Raw genomic sequence first — 18,056 nt, 5'->3', positions numbered from 1 at the left:
ATTGCGCCAAACTGGGTGCGGATAGCGGTCGGTCTGTCGGTAGCATGATCGAGCAACATCGTTCGTCTCCAGGTGAGTGGTTTGAGCAACCTCAGTCTGGCTTCAGAACTGGTCGCTATCCACTCCCCATGGAATCTTCGCTTCGCTCGCAATGACGGCTGGGTTCGAAATGACGGCGGTCAGGCCGTCGCCAGCGCCGCGCGGGCGTCGTTGCGGATGCGCTCGACCATGGAGCGCAGGCCGTTGGAACGCTGCGGCGTCAGGTGATCGCGAAAGCCGAATTCGTCGAACACCTCGATCGCGTTGGTGGCAAGGATGTGCTGCGGGCTCTTGCCGGAATACAGCGTGAGCAGGATCGCGATCAGGCCGCGCACGATATGGGCGTCGCTGTCGCCGCGATAGTTGAGCACTACGTCGGCGCCATTGCGCTCGAGTTGTTTCGATAGCCAGACCTGGCTGACGCAGCCCTGCACCTTGTTCTCGGCCGAATGCTCGGCCTCGGGCAGCGGATCCAGTGTGCGGCCGAGCTCTATGACATACCGGTAACGGTCGTCCCAGTCCTCCAGCAGCGCAAAATTGTCCCTGATATCGTCGATCGTGGTCATGGCAGCCCGTGTTGATCCCATACGGTCTATATAGGATCGCGCGGCGCCGAAAGCGATATGTTCCGGCGGGCGTTTGCGGCGTCCATCAGGCGGTTTTCAGGGCAATCCGCGCCATTCCACCGCAAGATCGTCCGGCGTCAGGGTGTCGCGCGGTACATCGGGCTGCAGGATGTCAATACCCTCGCCGCCGATCGAGCCGGTGTGGTCCGGCGACTTCTTGTCCGCTTCGGGCTTCCTGTCCGTCTTGTTCTCGATCTTGTTCTCGGGCTTGTCGGTGATGGTCTGGTAGATCTTGCGCGCGCCTTCCTGGGCCCGCACGCCGATCACGGTTGCGGCCTGGCCGCCGACCTCGCAGGCCTGCGGCTGGCGCTTGCAGAACTGGCTCATATCGGACACGGCGGCGCTTGCAGCCGTCACCGCGTCGGACACGCTGATCTGCGGGAGCTTCTGCGATTCGGGCGTCTTGTCCCGCGGCAGCAGCACGAGCACGAGCCCGAGCCAGAATGCCATGCGCAGCAGAAAGAACATTGTCGCGACCCCGGTCGTCCTTGCGTCACGTCCGCTTGTTGTGCTGCGCTTTGCGATTCCGGCTCGCAAGGCGCGCGGCCCTTTGAGAGCCTTCGATAAAGCCCAAGTGATTGCGGTGAGCTTAATTTGAGGCGCATTTGGCCAAAAAAATCGCCGGGTGGTTCCGCGCCCGCAGGTTTACGGTTTCCTGTGATTCGCTTGAGGCGTGCTGCAAGCTCCGCGCGCATCGAGCCTTTCGAAATCGTAAAAGGCTGCGCGCAGAAACCTGTCGTTCACCATCCGCGTCGAATAGCGTGCACGTTTGCGGGCAAAAGCGCCGCGAACACCCGGTGTTTTGCCGCAGTCCGCTCCACCTTAGCGTTCGTTTAAGGTCACTCTGACACGGTGCGGCATGCGAAGGGGGGCGTACCGGCACGTCTGACCGACGAACAGCCGAGGCGCGAGTGTCGTGACCGTTTTGAACATCATCCGCGATTGCCTCGATGCGCTGCTGCACCCGTCGGCGCGCTTCGATGCGTTGACCCGCGCTCGCCATCGCGCCTTCATCGCCCCGCGGCTGCTCGGAAGCCTCGCGGCATTCGCAGCCTTTCCGGTCTATCTGGTCGCGCGCGGCGCGCCAAGCGCGCTGGAGGTTGCAGGGTTCACCTGGCTGACCGCGCCGATCCTGTTGTCCTGGTTCCTGTCGCGCACCGGCCGCTATGAAAGCGCCCACGTGCTGTCCTCGCTCGCGCTCGCCTGTCTCGTCATGGCGGTCGCGATGACGACCGGCGGGATTGCATCCTTCGCAGCCGTCTGGCTCGTGCTGGTTCCCCTGGAAGCCGCGCTGTCGGCCTCGCGCCGCGTGGTCGCATTCGCTTCACTCCTGGCCTTATCCTGTGCGGCGCTTCTGATCGCGCTCGGCCATTTCGACCTGCTGGCCCAGGCCGAGGCCAGCACGCCGCGGCAGGCCATGATGATGGCGTTCGGCGTGGCCTCCGCGACGCTTTACGCCGCGGGCCTGGCATTCGGCGCCGAATCGCTGGCGCGCACCAGCGTTGCCTTGATCTCGCGCGAGGAGGAGCGCTATCGCCTGCTCGCGCTCAACATGAGCGACGTGATCTCGCGCCATCGTCGCAACGGCGCGGTGCAATTCATCTCGCCGGCCGTCGAAACCTTGCTTGGCGTGCCGGCCCTCGAGCTGAATGGGCATGGCCTGTTCGACCGCGTCCATGTCGCCGACCGGCCCGCTTATCTCACCGCACTGTCCGAGGCCGCACGCGGCGGGGAGGCCAGGAGCGTCGAGTTCCGCGTCAAGCGCGACACCGCGCGGGGCGTCGTCGACTTCATCTGGGTCGAGATGCGCTGCCGGCCCTTCGAACATTCGACCGCGGATTCCGGCGAGGCCGAGGTCGTCGCCGTGATGCGCGACATCACCGACCGCAAGCTGCAGGAGCAGGCGCTGGATCTCGCGCGCAGCGCGGCGGAAGCGGCCGACGCTGCCAAGACGCGCTTCCTTGCCACCATGAGCCACGAGCTGCGCACGCCATTGAACGCGATCATCGGCTTCTCCGAGATGATCACCAAGGAAGACGGCCTGAAGCTGGATGCGGCGCGGCGCAAGGAGTATGCGCAGTTGATCAATGATTCCGGGCAGCATCTGCTCGACGTCGTCAACGGCATTCTCGACATGTCCAAGATGGAGACCGGCAATTTCGAGATCGCGCCGGAGCCGTTCGCGGCGCGCTCGGCCGTGATCAATTGCTGCAATCTTCTCGCCTTGAAGGCGCGCGAGAATGGCGTCGACCTCGTCGCCAATGTGCCGCAGGACCTGCCGCTCTTGAGCGCCGATCCGCGCGCGTTCAAGCAGATCGTGCTCAACCTCGTTTCCAATGCCATCAAGTTCACCGAGCGCGGCGGCAAGGTGACGGTCGCGGCGGAGGCGGAGGGCACGCGGCTTGTGCTGCGCGTGACCGACACCGGCGTCGGGATCGGGCCGGACGATCTGAAGCTGATCGGTGCACCGTTCTTCCAGGCCGGCACCACCTATCAGCGTCGCCACGAAGGCACCGGCCTCGGGCTTTCGATCGTGAAGAGCCTCGTTGCATTACATTCCGGTGAGTTTAAGGTGCAAAGCAAGGTGGACGAGGGCACCACGGTTACCGTGGTGATGCCGCTGGTGTTCGAAAAGCCGCAAGCCCCGCCGGTCGCCAGCAAGATCGCAACGCTGACACCGCCGGCGCGTCTCCTGCCGCAAGAGACGACGGTCCAGACGGCCGTCCAGACAGATCAAAGCGTGAAGCAGAGTGTGAAAAAAAGTGCCTAGGAAGAAAGCCGGCGATGACGAGACCCCGCGACGCCGCCGTGGCGCAGCTGCAGCCGTGGCTGAGCCCGAGCGCGGCCTGTTGCTGCGCGTGCTGCTCTACAGCCCCAAGGACATGCTGGCAGGTCTGATCGCCTTTGCCGCCGCGAGTGCCATCATCGCCAATGCGCTGTTCCTGCAGAGCGGCCCGCATCCGGCGCCGATGTTCGGCAGCGCCGTCCCGTCCTCGACCGCCCTGTTGATGCCAAATCCGTTGCCACGGCCGAGGCCTGCTGAGGCCGATGCGCTGGCGATCAATGAGCCGAAGCGGTCCGACTCCAGCCTGTTCGATCCCAAGCCGGTCGAGCCGCCGCCGGAGCCGAAGCAGGTCGAGCAACGCGCGGTGGTGCCGCGGGCGGCCGAGCCGAGAGGCAATGACGCGCGCGCCAACGATCCCATGGCCAACCTGGTCAAGGCCACCACGTCAACGCCGGCGCCGCCGTCAAACGCGCTGCGGCCACCGGCATCGATCCCCGTCACCGGCTCGATCGGTGGTGCCAAACGCATACTCGCCGTGCAGCGCGTGCTCACCGAGTACGGCTACGCGCAGCTCAAGCCGACCGGCATTCTCGGCCCCGATACCAGGGCCGCGATCGAGCATTTCGAGCGCGAGCGCCGGCTGCCGGTGGATGGCCAGGTCTCCGACCGCCTGGTGCGCGAGCTCTATGCTGCGACCGGGCATGCGGTGGAGTAGGGGCGAGTGGCGAATAGCAAATGGCGAATAGCGAGTGGCGAATAGAAGAAAAACTATTCGCCATTCGCTACTCGCCATTCGCCCCTAGCCTTCGCTTCAGCGCTCGCCTATCGTCCGGTCCATGCGATTGAAAACCAACATATGGGTCGGCGCCTATCTGCGCCGCTGTCAGGTCGCGGGCGCCTTCAGCGCGGTGCGGCGGCGTGGCGCGGAGGAGGCGGGCGCCGTCTTTGTCAAGGTCGCGACGCTCGACGGCAATGCGATGCTGTATGTGCCGGCGCCGCAGACGGTCTATGACGACAGCCGTCCGATCGACCGCTTCTTCGTGCCCATCGCCAAGGACCCGCTGCCGGAATCCGCGGTCGAAGAGCGCCTCCTCAGGGAAATCCGCTTCGATCCAGATGCCTGGATCGTGGAGACCGAGGACAAGCAAGGCCGGCATTTTCTGGATCTGGCCGCCGCGTGACCCCGTCATTCCGGGGCGCCTCGAAGAGGCGAACCAGGCGTGTACCCATAAACCAGAGCGGGATTGGTCTCCGCTTAGGCCCGAACAACAGCGCGAGCGCAGACATTCCGGGACGGGCGCGTCGGGCCAACAGCGGACCTCGCCGCGCGCTAAGCCATTATGGTATTGTTACGCGCAGCGCTTCCTGGCCAAACGAGACCAATCCATGAAAGATGAAAGGCCGAGGGGAACTTTGAAGCTTTTCAGTCCGAAGGCTGAGGCGTCGCCCCTTCCTGCTTCGATAACCGCCCGCGAGCCGATGCGCAGCAACGCCGAACTTGAGCCACTCGCTAAGCAGGTCGCTGAGAATGTCTCCTTAATGAAGAAGTTTCACGCAACGGTCGGGGCTGACGACGAAGCTCGCATGCGCTCGGTAATCGATGAAATCAGAAAGTACGCGGCAGGCATTGATCCCACGTTGACATACGCTGAAGGGGCCAAACTGGCTCTTTTGCTTAGGGACTATCGATGATTGTCCGTCGCACAGTTTAGGCCAGATCACATCAGCGATGATGCCGGTTTCGGGTCAGAAGGGGATTGCTGACTTACACGACGCCACCTCGATCTTCACCTTCGGGCCTGCGCGCCGCATCGATGCTGGCTCCTGCTGACAGGATGCTGTCAGCAGCATGGTGTTACGAGGCAATCGTCGCAACAGAGCCATAGGGAACCTGCAGGAGATCGCATGAAATTTGCTTCGACCCGTCTAATTGCTGCTGACATCAAGACGCTTGTCAGCTTTTACGAGAAAGTGACAGGCAAAACGGCGGAGTGGCTGGCGCCTGTGTTCGCCGAAATAGTCACCCCTTCGGCAACGCTCGCCATCGGTAGCGTCGAGACGGTCGCGCTATTCAAGGAGGGGAGCGCAGAGCCTGCTGCCAATCGAACCGCTATTCTCGAGTTCCAGGTCGATGACATCGAGGCCGAGTTTGCGAGATTGAAAGATCAAGTGGAGGTCGTTCAGGAGCCAAGGCTGATGCCCTGGGGAAACTGCGCGGCTCAATTTCGCGATCCCGAAGGAACGCTCGTGGGACTTTACACGCCCGTCAGCGAAGCCGCCAAAAAACGGTTTGGATCGCGATGAATCGGGAAGGAGGATTTCGTGCTCCTTCCTCGATTAGGCCAGTCCGAGAATCCTGAGATTCCGGGTTCGGTGCTGTGCACCGTGCTCGCATGACGAAGAACTCGCCATAGCGCCTACGACCCGTCCGTCCCGGTGCGCGCGGGCGGGCTTGCGCCAGGCTGCACGGTGCTGCGCGCGATGGCGCCTGCGCCGCGGGCGCGCTGGCGTTCGTCGTCGTAGAGCGTCGGGCGGAATTTCGCACGGGCCGTTGCAGTCGTCGCGCCGCGCCAGGCCGCCAGCATCACCAGCGCCGAGCGCTCGCTGAGGCGATCATAGAGCCGCGACAGCCGGTAGACCATGTGCACGGAGCTGCCGATCTCTTGCTTGAGAAACAACAGCACGCGTTGAAACGCGGGGCTCGGCATCGCAAGGGCGCGCATCGCCACCGCCAGCGGCTCGCCGCCGGCATCATCGACGATCTCGCCCGCAAGCCGCATCGGCAGGATCAGGCTCTCGCTGACCTCGAGCTTGAAATTGTCGACATCGGCGGCAAACGCCGCCATCTCGAGCGTCTCGATGGCGCGCTTTGTCAACTTGTCCGGAATGCGCGGCGCGGCCTTCAGCGGAGCGTCGGCAAGGCTGTGCAGGATCGAGACGCGTTCGCTGCCGCTCGCACGAAAGAACAGCTCGTGGATTTCGGCTGCGTCCTTCGGCTGCATGGCAAGATGGTTCGCCATTCGCGGGGTGATCTCGGCGAGCCCGCGCGATGTTTCAACGACGGGTGCGGGTGCGGCGATTTCCTCGGCGAGCGGCACCGGCAGATCGGGATCGACAGGCCGCAGGCCGAGCTTGCGCAGCACTTCCGGCGGCGTGCCCGGATAGACCGCAAGTCGCGCGCGCACGGCCGCGCGCGTTGCGTCGTCGACCTCGTCGATCAGGCGCGAGGTGAGCTCGATGAATTGCCGCGCCTCGTCGCTCGAATGGGCGCTGGCCTGGACGTAGAGATCGGTCAGCACGCGCAACAGCGTAGGCCTGATGTCGACGCCTTCACGGCGCGACAGCGTCAGCAACCCGTCGAAGCCCGGAAAGAGCGGAGGTCTGGTCATGAAAACTGAACGCGACTTGTTCGAACTTCGCACAAGTCTAGGGCAAGGTGCTTTAACAGCTCGTTAAGATTAATGCGTCCTTGGCATTTTTAACAAACTGAAATTCCTAAAGAATTTCGATTGCACGGTCCGTGGTCCCGGCCGCCCCTTGTGATGGAACATCGGCGCGCAGGCTGCTTCTATGCCGAGGGGCTGTTGGAGATTGTGCCATGACCCTGACCAAACCCCCACGCCGCGCCCTGTTGCAAGCCGGATTTGCTGCCGCATCTGTCACGGTTGTCTCGCATGCCTGGGCGAAGAATGAGAGGCACGGTGAGCAGGCCGAGGACGTCACGCCACCGGAAGACCTGATGCGCGAGCACGGCGTGCTCGACCGCGTGCTGCTCATTTACGATGCAGCGGTCAGGCGACTTTCGGCCAATGAGGATTTTGACCCCGCGGTGATCTCGGATTCCGCCAAGCTCGTGCAGGATTTCATCGAGAACTATCACGAAAAGTCCGAAGAGGATTTCCTCTTCCCGCGTTTCCGCAAAGCGAACCGCTTGTCGACCTCGTCTCAACACTATTGGAGCAGCACCAGGCCGGCCGTAAAGTCACGCGCAAGATACTCGAATCTGCGGGGCAGGTCCGTAGCGAGGCCGAAGCAAAGCGGAGCTGCGTCAGCGCCACGCAGGCATTCATCACGATGTACCGGCCGCACGCGGCGCGTGAGGACACCCTACTGTTTCCGAAGCTCCGCGACATCGTCTCCGGCCATGAGTTCGATGCCATCGGCGAAGAGATGGAGAAGCGCGAACATCAGCATTTCGGCGAGGACGGTTTCGAGAAGGCCGTCGCCCAGGTGGCCGAGCTTGAGAAGAAGGTCGGGCTCTACGACCTCACGCAGTTTACACCGAAGGCATAGCGCAATCAGCATCACGCGGCGTGCTAGGCTCGGATGGCCGCCGGATCCGCTCGGGCTTCTCGTTGCGACCGGAGGTGCGTAGTCGAGCGCAGACGGCGCGGCTCGATGCCCTGGTAACCGAAGCGGTGTCGGTTGATCGCCCGAACGCAAAGTTGAGGCGGGATCACAGATCTGGTCCAGTGTGCACAATCGCGCTAAATCTACCCGGTGAACATCCAGAGTTGCTCGCTGGCCATGTAGCCCGCGAGCAGCAGGATGCCGAACGCGACAATAAGCGCCGCTGCGCCGGCCTCGATCGCGCGCATCGCCAGCATGCCGAGCCCCGCCCGCGTTCGGGCGAAACGGCTAGCGAGTCCGCGTGCACTGACTGCGAGGGTTGCGATTGCCGCGACCGTCGCGGCCGTCCCCAATCCCATGATCAGCGTTGCGCCCACCCCGGTCCAGAACAGATCCTGCGCCAGTGCGAAGATCAGGACGATGATCGCGCCGGAGCAGGGCCTCAGGCCGACCGCGATTACTGCGGCGAGCCCCCGCCGCCACCCGCCCGCGCCGGCGAGCAAGGCCGGCTCGGGCGCATGCGCGTGGCCCCAGGCCGATTCATGGTGCTCATGATCGTGGTGGCACTGGAAGCCGTGGGCATGAGCGGTGCATCCATCGATCTGGCATTGGCCGCCGCGCATGGCCACCGCGCGTGGCCTTTCCTCGGGCAAGTGGAAGGTCGTGGTACTCGGGCCCTTTGCAGTCGAAGCCGACGCGAAGGCGAGGTCGGACGCTTGATGCCAACTCAGTTCGCGGGAGGCGATCAGGAAGCCGCGGCCTTTGACATAGAGAAGGCGCAGGCCGATCAGGATGACGAGAGCATAACTTGTGATCTCGACCAGATGGACGGTCAGTCCGATCGCCTTCGCGGTTGCACCAAGCAGGATGGCAGCGATGGCTACGACGATGATGGCGACCATCGATTGGACGGCCGCAGACACAAATGACAGCACAACACCGCGGCGCCAAGTTTCCTCATTGGCGACGAGGTAGGATGAGATCACGGCCTTGCCATGCCCTGGGCCGACTGCATGGAAAACGCCATAGACGAAGGAGATGCCGAACAGCTCCCACATCGCGGTGCCGTCCTCCTTGGCTGCCAGGATGAAGCCCGAGAGCGAACGGTAGAAAGCGGCCTGCTCGGCAAAAATCCAACCCATCAGGCTGGACGTGGGTATAGCGGCTACAGGATGCGGCGCGCCAAACGGCGCGCTCCATGCTGAATGGATACCGGTCGTGCAGGCGATGAGGATCGCCGCTAGCGCAGTCAGGGCGGCAGCATGCGATCTGTTCATGGGCATTTCACCAGGATCTTGTTGGCGAAGATTTCGCCATAGGTGCTGGAGGCATCGAGCGGCACGGCATCGAGCTGGCTGAGCCGGGCCTGCTCGGCCGGCGTCGGCTGGTGCGGCAGATCGTAGCTTACGACGCATTGCGGCGCGCCGCTCAACGAAACCGGACCGTCCTTGGCGAACTCGAAATCCACAAAGATCGAGGGGTCGTAGACCTCGATCTTGATGGCCTTGGCGGAGGCGGGCGCTTTCAATGGCAGGGTGAAATGCAGCGTGAGGGCGGCCTTCTTGTAGTCGAGCCAGTAGTCGACCGCGTCACCGAATTTCAGCTTCTTGCCGTCGTCGGCGCGTGCATAGGTGAAGTAGTCGTATTCCTTGAGCGAATCCACGTTGGTCTGGGCGAGCGAGGCCAGTTCCTGGCGTGTGTACTGGCCCTTCTTGGCGTGGGAAGTGCCCTGCAGCGCATAGGCCGAAAACATCTCATCGAAAGTCCAGGCGTGGCGGACACCTGTCATGGTGCCGTCAGCGGCGTAGAGCACGTCGCTGTGGAACGTGACCCAGACATGCGGATGCGCCTCGGTGCGGTTGACGGATAACAACAGGAGAAGGATCGCGCAGGAGCAACATGTGCGTTTGATCATGATAGATCTGCCGAATCGAGGAATGAGGGCTCCGCAACAAGCGGTAACGGTGGTCTCAAACGCGCATCGGAGCGTGATCGCGCACTATTTGACGCATGCGCCTTGTGCCGTGCCACACCAGTCTTGTGAGGCCGCAGGCGCGGAGGTGGCAGCAAGTCAGGAGTCAGGCGACGGGGGGCGCGCGCGACAGGAATGCCACGTGGCGCGGTTGAACCACCTGGTAGGAAACCGGATTGAACCTACGGTCAACCTCGGCGAATTGCAGCGAACGCAGGTTACCGGAGCATCGGGCAGCGACGAGTTCGACAGCAGGAAGCCCGAGAAGCAGATTGGGCAGTGGTCATCGTCATCGGCCAGGCGCGACGGCTGCTGCGTTACGGCTTGCCGTGTTGGCCGGGCGGGTCCGGCGCTCACGACATCGGAGCGGTTGAATCCTGAAAAGGCGAGATCATGCTTGTGGACATGCGCGAATGACAGCGCGAGCTGCAGCAACAGCGCCACGAGCGCAAGACAGGCTCCGCATCGCCGGGCGAACGCCCGCGCGAACATTGCTTTCGCCCCTGCCAACGAGCCGTCCCCCTTCCAAGGTCTGGAGCCTCGAGCTAACCCCATCGGCCGAATGCGCGCCATGGCCGCTGCATCGGCAATCACTCCGGCAATGGACGAGCAAAATGTGGCGATCGAGGGGCTACGAACGCCCCGTCACGCGGACGTTTCCTTTCGACGAGCCGGCGTCTCCAGCCCGCTTCCGTTACCGTCCGGCCCCGCGCGGACCGCATCGGCCGGTGGAAAGATGCTGTCGTATATCGCGCGGGCCTCGCGAATGAGCCGAACCCGCTCAAGCTCGGACTTCGAAACAAATCCTACGATCTCGCCCATCCACATTCCCTCAGGCACAGCAGGCTTCAAAGCCTTGCCTCAGCAGGTCCTTTGGCAGGTCACGCCCGATGAAAACAAGCCGCGTCTGCCGCGGCTCCTGCTCCTTCCAGGGACGCCGGCTTCCTCCCTCGATGAGCATGTGCACGCTCTGAACGACGAACTGCCGATCGTCATCCTCGATAGATGCGATGCCCTTCATGCGCAGGATGTCCGGACCAAAGCGCTGGGTGACATCCTGAATCCATGACACGAACCTGTTGGGCTTCATCGGTCGATCGGCGACCAGGGACAGGCTGCCGATCCTGTCGTCGTGCTCGTGATCGTGGTCTTCTGTCAGGAATCCCGGCTCGGCTTCGAGGATGCGCTCGAGACTAAAGGCATCTCGGCCCAATACCTTGGCGAGGTCGAGACCACAACGCTCCGTTCTGTGAATGGTCGCATATGGGTTGATGCTTCGGACACGGCGTTCGACCGTTGCGAGGCCCTCCGCATCGACAAGATCGACCTTGTTGACGAGCACGACGTCGGCGAAAGCCAGTTGTTCCTGCGCTTCCGGCGCCCGATCAATCTGTTCGAGGAGATGCCTGGCATCCGCGACGGTGATGATGGCGTCGAGCTTCGTCTTGCGGCGGACGTCCTCATCGACAAAAAAGGTCTGAGCTACAGGGGCAGGGTCTGCGAGCCCCGTGGTCTCGACGACGATGCCGTCGAAGGCTTGGCTACGCCGCATCAGCCCCGCGATGATACGGATGAGGTCGCCGCGAACCGTGCAGCAGATGCAACCGTTGTTCATCTCGAAGATTTCTTCGTCCGCGTCGACGATGAGATCGTTGTCGATACCGACCTCTCCGAATTCGTTCACGATCACGGCAAACCGCTTGCCGTGCGTCTCGGAAAGAATGCGGTTGAGCAGTGTCGTCTTCCCGGAGCCGAGATAGCCCGTCAGAACCGTGACGGGAATCCGTGTCGCAGCATCGGGCATGGCTATTTCCCTCCGGGATATGCAATGTTATAACATTACATCAAATCTCAGAGGATACAAGGGAAAGAAGCGGGTCAGCTACCGCCAGATCCGGGTTCCATCATTCAAGCAATTCGGAGTGCCACACTTGTATGAGTTGTGTCGCGACAGTCGAGCACCCGCCGACGGCTTCTTTCGACGGTCTCTGTTGTTGATTTTGGTTGGCCTCGCAGCGGCCGCGGCGATGTTGCCCGCCGCTGCCCAACAGGAAGCATCGAAGCTAAAGGTGGTGGCGACATTTTCGATCCTCGGCGATTTCGCCAGAAATGTTGGCGGTGATCGGGTCGACGTCACGACGCTGGTCGGTCCCAACGGTGACGTACACGTCTATTCGCCGACGGCCGCTGATGCGGAAGCGATCAGGAACGCCAGGCTTGTGATCGTCAACGGCCTCGGCTTGGAGGGTTGGCTACCGCGGCTGGTCAAGTCATCCGGCGGCAATGCCACCACCGTTGTCGCAACCCGCGGCATCGTGCCTCGCAAGGTCGCCGCCGGCGAAGGACTGAGCCGTGATCGTGGCGCAGGGTCGGTGGATCCGCACGCCTGGCAGTCTGTTGCAAACGCCGAGATCTATGTCGCCAATATCCGCGATGCCATGGTTGCCGCCGATCCCACCAACGCCGCGACGTATAGAGCCAATGCCTCGGCCTATCTGGCCAAGCTGACCTCGCTTGACCACGAGGTTCGCAAGGCGCTCGCGACGATCCCTGTCGAGCGGCGCAGGGTGATTTCGACCCATGATGCCTTTGGCTATTTCGCCGCCGCCTACGACATCATGTTCATGGCGCCCCAGGGCGTTTCGACCGAAACCGAGCCGAGCGCGCGGGATATCGCGACCATCATTGCGCAGATCAGGAAAGAGAAGATCCCAGCGGTGTTCCTGGAGAATATCAGCGACCCCAGACTGATGCGCCAGATTGCCTCCGAGACGGGTGCTGCGATCGGCGGAACGCTTTATTCGGATAGCCTGACCGGGGAGAATGGCCCGGCTCCGAGCTACATCGAGATGGTCAGGCACAACGTCAGGACGATTGTGCGCGCCCTAGCGAACTCGCCGGCTTTGTCCAGCCGCGTGATCCAGGAGTAACGGTTGAGCACGCCACAATGCTTGAACAGCATGCAGCACGCTTCGACAGGAGTATTGATTCGATGCGGTTAAGACCACTCCTTCACGCTGTCGGCTGCATCTTCGGCCTCCTCATCATCGTCGCCCTATTGGCGTCGCCGCGGTCATTTGCCGCGCAGCAATCAACGGACATTCCGGCTTGGCTGAAGGTCCATGTCGGCGACGGTGAGGGGCAAATCGCCCAAGTGGTCTTGCAAAGGGCGCGCGCGCTCTACCAGCAAAAAATGAGTAACGGTGCTATCAAAAATCCCTGCTACTTCGCCATGGACGCTACGCGTCCCAACGATCTAGGCGACGGCAAATTGGGACGCCGGTTCTACGTCATCTGCGAACGCGACCGATCATTTCAGGCGATTTCGGCGGGGCACGGCGGCGGGCGAGACTTGAAAGGCATCGCGGATTTCGCAAATGGCAGGCGGTGCGCAAAGAACTTCGGCAATGCGATGGATTCGAGACTGACGGCTGGCGGGGCCTATGTGACGAGCGAGACGAAGACGTCTTTCAAAGGTTACTACCGCGTCTCAGCGAAACAAGACGCGGTTTTGATACGCCCATTCGTTCAGTTTGACGGCGAAGGCGAGACCGCAAACGCCAGGGAGCGCGAGATCGGCGGGCATCCGGCCGAATTGTTGAGGAACGTCTGTCTTCGAAAAGATCCGCGCGGTCCATCCGCAAACCATGACGGTTACGTCCCGTTTGGAACCCTGGTGGAATACGCTGGCGGCCGCAGCAATGGCTGCACCAGTTGGTCGCCATCAGACGCCGGGCAAATCATCGCGATGGTGAAGGACGATCCGACGACGCTCTACATTTACCCTGATTCTGCCGACATTGGAGCCGTCGCGCGAACAGTGGCGGCCGGCCGGTTGCTGTCGGTCGCGGGATTGTATTGGAACGCCTCCTGCTTGAGAGAAATCGGCTCTCCGAAGTTTTGGCCAAGGGAAACCCTTGAGCCGATCATCGCTCAATACAAGAAGGATCATCCGGCACCGCCGCAAGGGACGACGCCGATTTGCAAGGGGCAGTGAGCTTTTGCCTCTTGCGCGACAAGGTCCCGATCGAGTTCGAAGACGTCGGCAAGGTGACGATCTCCCTCGATGTCCCGGGGCCGCGCCAGTCCGTTTCCCGCTTTTCCCGCCGCCAAACCCTAGCGTCTCGAAGCTCCACGCATGCAGGCTCGCAGGGTCTCGCGACCGGCAGGGCATGGCGGATCTGTGACGACAGATCGTGCAAGGCGTTGCGCAAATCCCACAGAGTGGCCGAAATCTGGCGAGACTTGGATCGCTGCCGTTGACACTGTTCAGACAAGTCCGCGAAACTTGCCGCAACGTTGACAAGGTCTTGACCCTGAGGCCTTTCGACACAGGGTGCGTTACCTCATGACGTGGGTTCGGTCGAATATCAAATGCGGGTCCTGGATCGCGCTCCTTGCGCTTGTCGTCCAGTTCGCGTTGTCGTTCGGTCATTTCCACCCGATCGCTTCCGCTGCGGCGTCGGCTCCTGAAGTCGGCTCGGTCCTGTCGGGGCTCTCAGTCGCCAGCCGCCTCTCGGGCCAAGTCGCGGAGGTCAGCTCCAAGCGGCAACCTGCGTCCAATCATGACTCGGACGAGCGCTCGGGCGACGTTTGCGCGATCTGCGCCGTCATGGCGATGGCCAACGCGGCGTTGTTCGCGTCGCCGCCAGCATTGCCGTTGCCGCAGGCCATCGAGCTCTCGCATCCGGCCACCAGGGGCGAATCAGTTCGCGTCGCGTCCGTTCGCATCGCGTTTCAGCCGCGCGCCCCTCCAATCTCCTGACATCCATTGACTGCTCCCCAGGGATCGCACGCGCGATCCTAGGGATGAATTGGAATCAGCCCGTCGCGTGTCGACGGCAGGCGCTTCAGGAATCCGTCCACGACGACGGATCCGCTCGCGCCTCATTGGAATTGGGATGATGTCAGCACTTGCAAAACGAATGTTAGCAGCCACGAGCGTGGCGTCGCTCATGATCTCTGGCCTCGGCGGCACCGCGCGAGCGCAGACGCCAGCGCCGTCAGAGACGCCGGCTCCGACGCCGTCGCCGGCCCCGTCGCCTGCGGAAAACGCACCGGCACCGCCGGCCGGCAATGCACCCACAACGCCAAGCGGACATGTGCTTCCCGAGACCAGGGTCGTAGCGCCGAAGCAGGCCGCCAAGCCCAAGCAGAAGCCGCGCGTGGTGACGCGTGAGGCAGCGCCGGCGGCGCCCGCGCCGACCGCGGAGCAGGCCCAGGCCGCGGCCAATCGTCAGGTCGTGCAGCAGACCCAGAATTTCGACCAGCGGCGCGACAACGTCATCCTGCCGAAGACTGGCACCACAAACTACGAGCTCACTCAGAGGGACCTCGAGAATATCCCGCAGGGAAACGCCGCTCAGCTCAGCGACATCGTGCTGCAATTTCCGGGCGTCTCCCAGGACTCGACGAGCGCGGGCGATTTTCACATCCGCAACGAGCATGCCAACGTTCAGTACCGGATCAACGGAATTGTGCTGCCCGACGGCGTGTCCGGCTTCTCGCAGCTTCTGGAGACCTCGTTCATCGGCAGCATTGGGCTGCTCACTGGCGCTCTGCCGGCGCAATATGGCCTGCGTACGGCCGGCGTCCTCGACATCACGACCAAGAGCGGAGCGGCGCTGTCCGGCGGCAGCGTCAGCATCTACGGTGGCAGCCGTCAGACCATCACGCCCAGCTTCGAGTATGGCGGAGTCGAGGGAAAAACCGACTATTATGTGACCGGCCGCTATCTCAGCACCGGACTTGGCCTTGAGAACCCCATCTCTACCCCCAACGCCATTCACGATCATTCGGAACAGGGCAGGTTCTTCGCCTACACCTCAACGGTCCTCGATGATCCGACGACCCGCGTGGTCACCATTTCAGGGTTCGGCCAAACCCGTTACCAGATTCCCAATAATCCGGGACAGCCGGGCAACGCGGGCGGCTTTTGCGGTGGTCCGTTTGACCCTGCAAACCCCTGTGTCAACCCGGATGGCACTCCGAACCCGAACGCTCCCGCCTATACGGCCTTCGGCAAAAGCGCATTCGATTCGGCCACCATCAACCAGAACCAATATGAGAAGAATGCCTACAACGTCATTGCCTGGCAAAAGTCGGAAGGCAATTTCGATGCGCAGCTTTCGTATTATTCGCGTTATAGCGACCTTCATTTCGTACCCGACCCGGTGGGCGATCTCTTCACCAACAACGTCGCATCGGATGTTTACCGCAGCTCGTTCCTGAATGGCGTTTCCGGCGACTTCGCATATCGCCTGAACGATGCGCACACCCTTCGCGCCGGATTCTACACAAACGGCGAGCAGACCCAGATCGCAACCGTAAGCACGGTTCAGCCGCTGGACCCGAACGATCCGAGCGGCCTGACCGCGATCGACGCGCCGTTCAACATTCTCGATAGCAGCAAATTGTTCGGCTGGCAGCTCGGGGCCTATGCCGCGGACACGTGGCGGCTGACCCATGAACTGACGTTCGATTACGGCCTGCGCTTCGATCAGATCTACCAATATGTCGATGCGAACCAGTTCAGTCCGCGCGCAAGCCTGACCTATAAGCCATGGTGGTCGACCGTCTTGCATATCGGCTACATGCGGACTTTCGAGCCGGCGCCGCAGGTGCTGGGTCGAACGATTCCAACCCAGATCTTCAACGGGACCACTGCGGGTGCCCCGACCGTCACCCCCGATCAGGCCGCCGTGCTGCCCGGCCAGGTGGCCGGCCAACCGCTCCAGAATGTCGGTGCGATCCAACCCGAGCGGGCGAATGTGTACGACGCCGGCTTCGTGCAGCAACTGCTGCCGCAATGTCCGACGACGCCAGGCGCAACGCCCACCAAGGCGCCAGTCCCCGCCGCCAATTGTCCGAGCCTCGAACTCGGGGGCAGCGTCTATTACAAGACAGCCAGGGACCTGCTTGACGATGGGCAGTTCGGCCAAGCCTACGTGCTCACGGCGTTCAACTACGACACAGCGTACAATTACGGCGCCGAACTGAAGCTCAGGTTCAGGTACGGAGGCTTCTCCGCCGACACCACTTGGGCCTATGGAGTCCAACACGCGAACAAGGTCGTATCAAACCAGACCCTCTTTAGTCCGGACGACCTAGTCTACATTCAGAACCATTACATCAACACCGACCATGAACAACTTTACACAGGTTCGGGAAGGGTCGCATACCGGTGGACCGATACACATAGCTGGTTAGATGGCACCACCGCGAGCGCAACTTTCATTTACGGCAGCGGCTTGCGTACCGATCTTGTAAATCCAGATGGCACCGTTGTTCCGAACGGTGACCACCTCCCATCCTATTGGCAGGTGAACACCGGCGTCTCGCATGAGTTTGACCATGGCTGGAACGGATTGCCGGTGACGGTCCGATTCGATGTGGTCAACGTGGCCGATTACATTTACCAGATCCGCAACGGCAGCGGCATCGGCGTGTTTGCGCCGCAATACGGACCGCGGCGCGGATACTACTTCGGCCTGTCGCAGAAGATCGGGAATCCGGACAAGACTGTCGGTGTCTTGCCCGGCGTCTACACTAAGGCCCGGGCCTCAGCCCCCACTACCTATTATTGGGCCGGTCTCTATGCCGGCGCCAATTTCGGCGGCGCGTTCAGTGCGGGCGAGAACATGCTCACGCCGATTGGCTACGGCACCACCAATCCAAGCGGCGTGCTCGGCGGTTTGCAGTTCGGCTACAATTATCTGGTCACACCGAACTGGCTGGTCGGACTCGAGGGTGAACTCGGCTGGACGTCAGCGCAGGGCAAGGCCAATTTCGTGGATACTGCAAGCGCAACGGCGCTCTCGATCACCAGCGACCACAACTGGTATGACACGGTGAGCGGCAGGTTCGGCTTTGTCAGCGGACCGCTGATGCTGTTTGCGAAGGGCGGCGCCGCGTGGATGAATGCTGATTACCGGATGGACGTGAACAGCGGGCTCGACGGTTCAACCCAGGTCAGCAGCACCAGGCCGGGATGGGTCGTCGGCGGCGGCTTCGAATACATGCTGGGCTCTCACTGGTCGGCAAAGCTCGAATATGATCATCTCGACTTCGGCAGCAAGAGCTTGAGCTTGACGAACCCGTTCAGCAGCAGCGTGAGCGTCGAGACCTCAGTCAACCAGGTCAAAGCCGGCGTGAACTACCATCTTGATGGATTGTTATAGCCGCTGCTTCGAGCGGGCGCCCGACCAGAAAAAATTGGACGCGCAGATGAGGCCGCGCGTCCGAACTTCCGCTATGCGCTGGTGTAATCGCGCCGAGCCGCAAC

General features: G+C 62.2%; 16 protein-coding genes. 10 read left to right on the top strand and 6 right to left on the bottom strand.

Annotation, left to right across the window (positions count from 1 at the left end; translation table 11 throughout):
* Positions 1-179: 179 nt before the first annotated feature.
* Entirely contained in the window at positions 180-605 is a 426-nt protein-coding gene (locus VFB05_RS13225) for a SufE family protein (RefSeq protein ID WP_325013029.1), read from the bottom strand.
* Positions 606-701: 96 nt separating this feature from the next.
* Complete coding sequence (locus tag VFB05_RS13220; protein ID WP_325013027.1) at positions 702-1,133, bottom strand: DUF5330 domain-containing protein; 432 nt, start codon at positions 1,131-1,133, stop codon at positions 702-704.
* 448 nt (positions 1,134-1,581) lie between these two features.
* Between VFB05_RS13220 and VFB05_RS13215 the strand changes: the two genes are divergently transcribed.
* The 5 genes from VFB05_RS13215 (at position 1,582) to VFB05_RS13195 (ending at position 5,754) form a co-directional block, all read left to right on the top strand.
* Entirely contained in the window at positions 1,582-3,435 is a 1,854-nt protein-coding gene (locus VFB05_RS13215; RefSeq protein WP_325013024.1) for a PAS domain-containing sensor histidine kinase, read from the top strand.
* Entirely contained in the window at positions 3,428-4,165 is a 738-nt protein-coding gene (locus tag VFB05_RS13210) for a peptidoglycan-binding domain-containing protein (protein ID WP_325013022.1), read from the top strand. The genes VFB05_RS13215 and VFB05_RS13210 overlap by 8 nt, the downstream gene beginning before the upstream one ends.
* A gap of 121 nt (positions 4,166-4,286) precedes the next feature.
* Positions 4,287-4,631: a DUF1491 family protein gene (locus tag VFB05_RS13205; protein WP_325013020.1), complete on the top strand. Its 345-nt coding sequence runs from the start codon at positions 4,287-4,289 to the stop codon at positions 4,629-4,631.
* Between the two features lie 205 nt (positions 4,632-4,836).
* Positions 4,837-5,142, top strand: a complete 306-nt coding sequence (locus VFB05_RS13200; protein ID WP_325013018.1) for a hypothetical protein — start codon at positions 4,837-4,839, stop codon at positions 5,140-5,142.
* A 213-nt stretch (positions 5,143-5,355) separates the two neighbouring features.
* Complete coding sequence (locus VFB05_RS13195) at positions 5,356-5,754, top strand: VOC family protein (RefSeq protein WP_325013015.1); 399 nt, start codon at positions 5,356-5,358, stop codon at positions 5,752-5,754.
* Positions 5,755-5,867: 113 nt separating this feature from the next.
* Here the strand turns inward: VFB05_RS13195 and VFB05_RS13190 are convergent, their stop codons facing one another.
* On the bottom strand, positions 5,868-6,839 hold the full coding sequence (locus VFB05_RS13190; RefSeq protein WP_325013013.1) for a DUF2336 domain-containing protein: 972 nt from the start codon (positions 6,837-6,839) through the stop codon (positions 5,868-5,870).
* Positions 6,840-7,404: 565 nt separating this feature from the next.
* Here VFB05_RS13190 and VFB05_RS13185 point away from each other — a divergent pair.
* The gene (locus VFB05_RS13185; RefSeq protein ID WP_325013011.1) at positions 7,405-7,743 is read left to right on the top strand and encodes a hemerythrin domain-containing protein; all 339 of its coding nucleotides are present in this window, start codon (positions 7,405-7,407) and stop codon (positions 7,741-7,743) included.
* 200 nt (positions 7,744-7,943) lie between these two features.
* On the opposite strand, the gene VFB05_RS13180 is transcribed toward VFB05_RS13185, so the two are convergent.
* The 3 genes from VFB05_RS13180 to VFB05_RS13170 all read right to left on the bottom strand — a co-directional run bounded on the left by VFB05_RS13180 (position 7,944) and on the right by VFB05_RS13170 (position 11,576).
* Positions 7,944-9,077: a nickel/cobalt transporter gene (locus tag VFB05_RS13180; protein WP_325013009.1), complete on the bottom strand. Its 1,134-nt coding sequence runs from the start codon at positions 9,075-9,077 to the stop codon at positions 7,944-7,946.
* Entirely contained in the window at positions 9,074-9,715 is a 642-nt protein-coding gene (locus VFB05_RS13175) for a DUF1007 family protein (protein ID WP_325013007.1), read from the bottom strand. Before VFB05_RS13175 ends, VFB05_RS13180 begins: the two co-directional genes overlap by 4 nt.
* A gap of 889 nt (positions 9,716-10,604) precedes the next feature.
* Entirely contained in the window at positions 10,605-11,576 is a 972-nt protein-coding gene (locus VFB05_RS13170; protein WP_325013005.1) for a GTP-binding protein, read from the bottom strand.
* Between the two features lie 223 nt (positions 11,577-11,799).
* On the opposite strand from VFB05_RS13170, the gene VFB05_RS13165 reads away from it, so the two are divergent.
* The 4 genes from VFB05_RS13165 to VFB05_RS13150 all read left to right on the top strand — a co-directional run bounded on the left by VFB05_RS13165 (position 11,800) and on the right by VFB05_RS13150 (position 17,952).
* Entirely contained in the window at positions 11,800-12,702 is a 903-nt protein-coding gene (locus VFB05_RS13165; protein ID WP_325013033.1) for a metal ABC transporter substrate-binding protein, read from the top strand.
* Between the two features lie 62 nt (positions 12,703-12,764).
* Positions 12,765-13,769 (top strand): hypothetical protein, encoded by a 1,005-nt coding sequence (locus tag VFB05_RS13160; RefSeq protein ID WP_325013031.1) that lies wholly within the window; start codon positions 12,765-12,767, stop codon positions 13,767-13,769.
* A 351-nt stretch (positions 13,770-14,120) separates the two neighbouring features.
* On the top strand, positions 14,121-14,537 hold the full coding sequence (locus VFB05_RS13155; RefSeq protein WP_325013003.1) for a DUF2946 family protein: 417 nt from the start codon (positions 14,121-14,123) through the stop codon (positions 14,535-14,537).
* 190 nt (positions 14,538-14,727) lie between these two features.
* A complete protein-coding gene (locus VFB05_RS13150) occupies positions 14,728-17,952 on the top strand; it encodes a TonB-dependent receptor domain-containing protein (RefSeq protein WP_325013001.1) in 3,225 nt (1,074 codons plus the stop codon).
* Positions 17,953-18,056 lie beyond the last annotated feature (104 nt).

Source organism: Bradyrhizobium sp. (assembly GCF_035652035.1).
In the GTDB taxonomy this organism is placed as follows: domain Bacteria; phylum Pseudomonadota; class Alphaproteobacteria; order Rhizobiales; family Xanthobacteraceae; genus Bradyrhizobium.
Note: the sequence above shows the minus strand (reverse complement) of the source record. Positions and strands in the feature narration are given on the sequence as shown.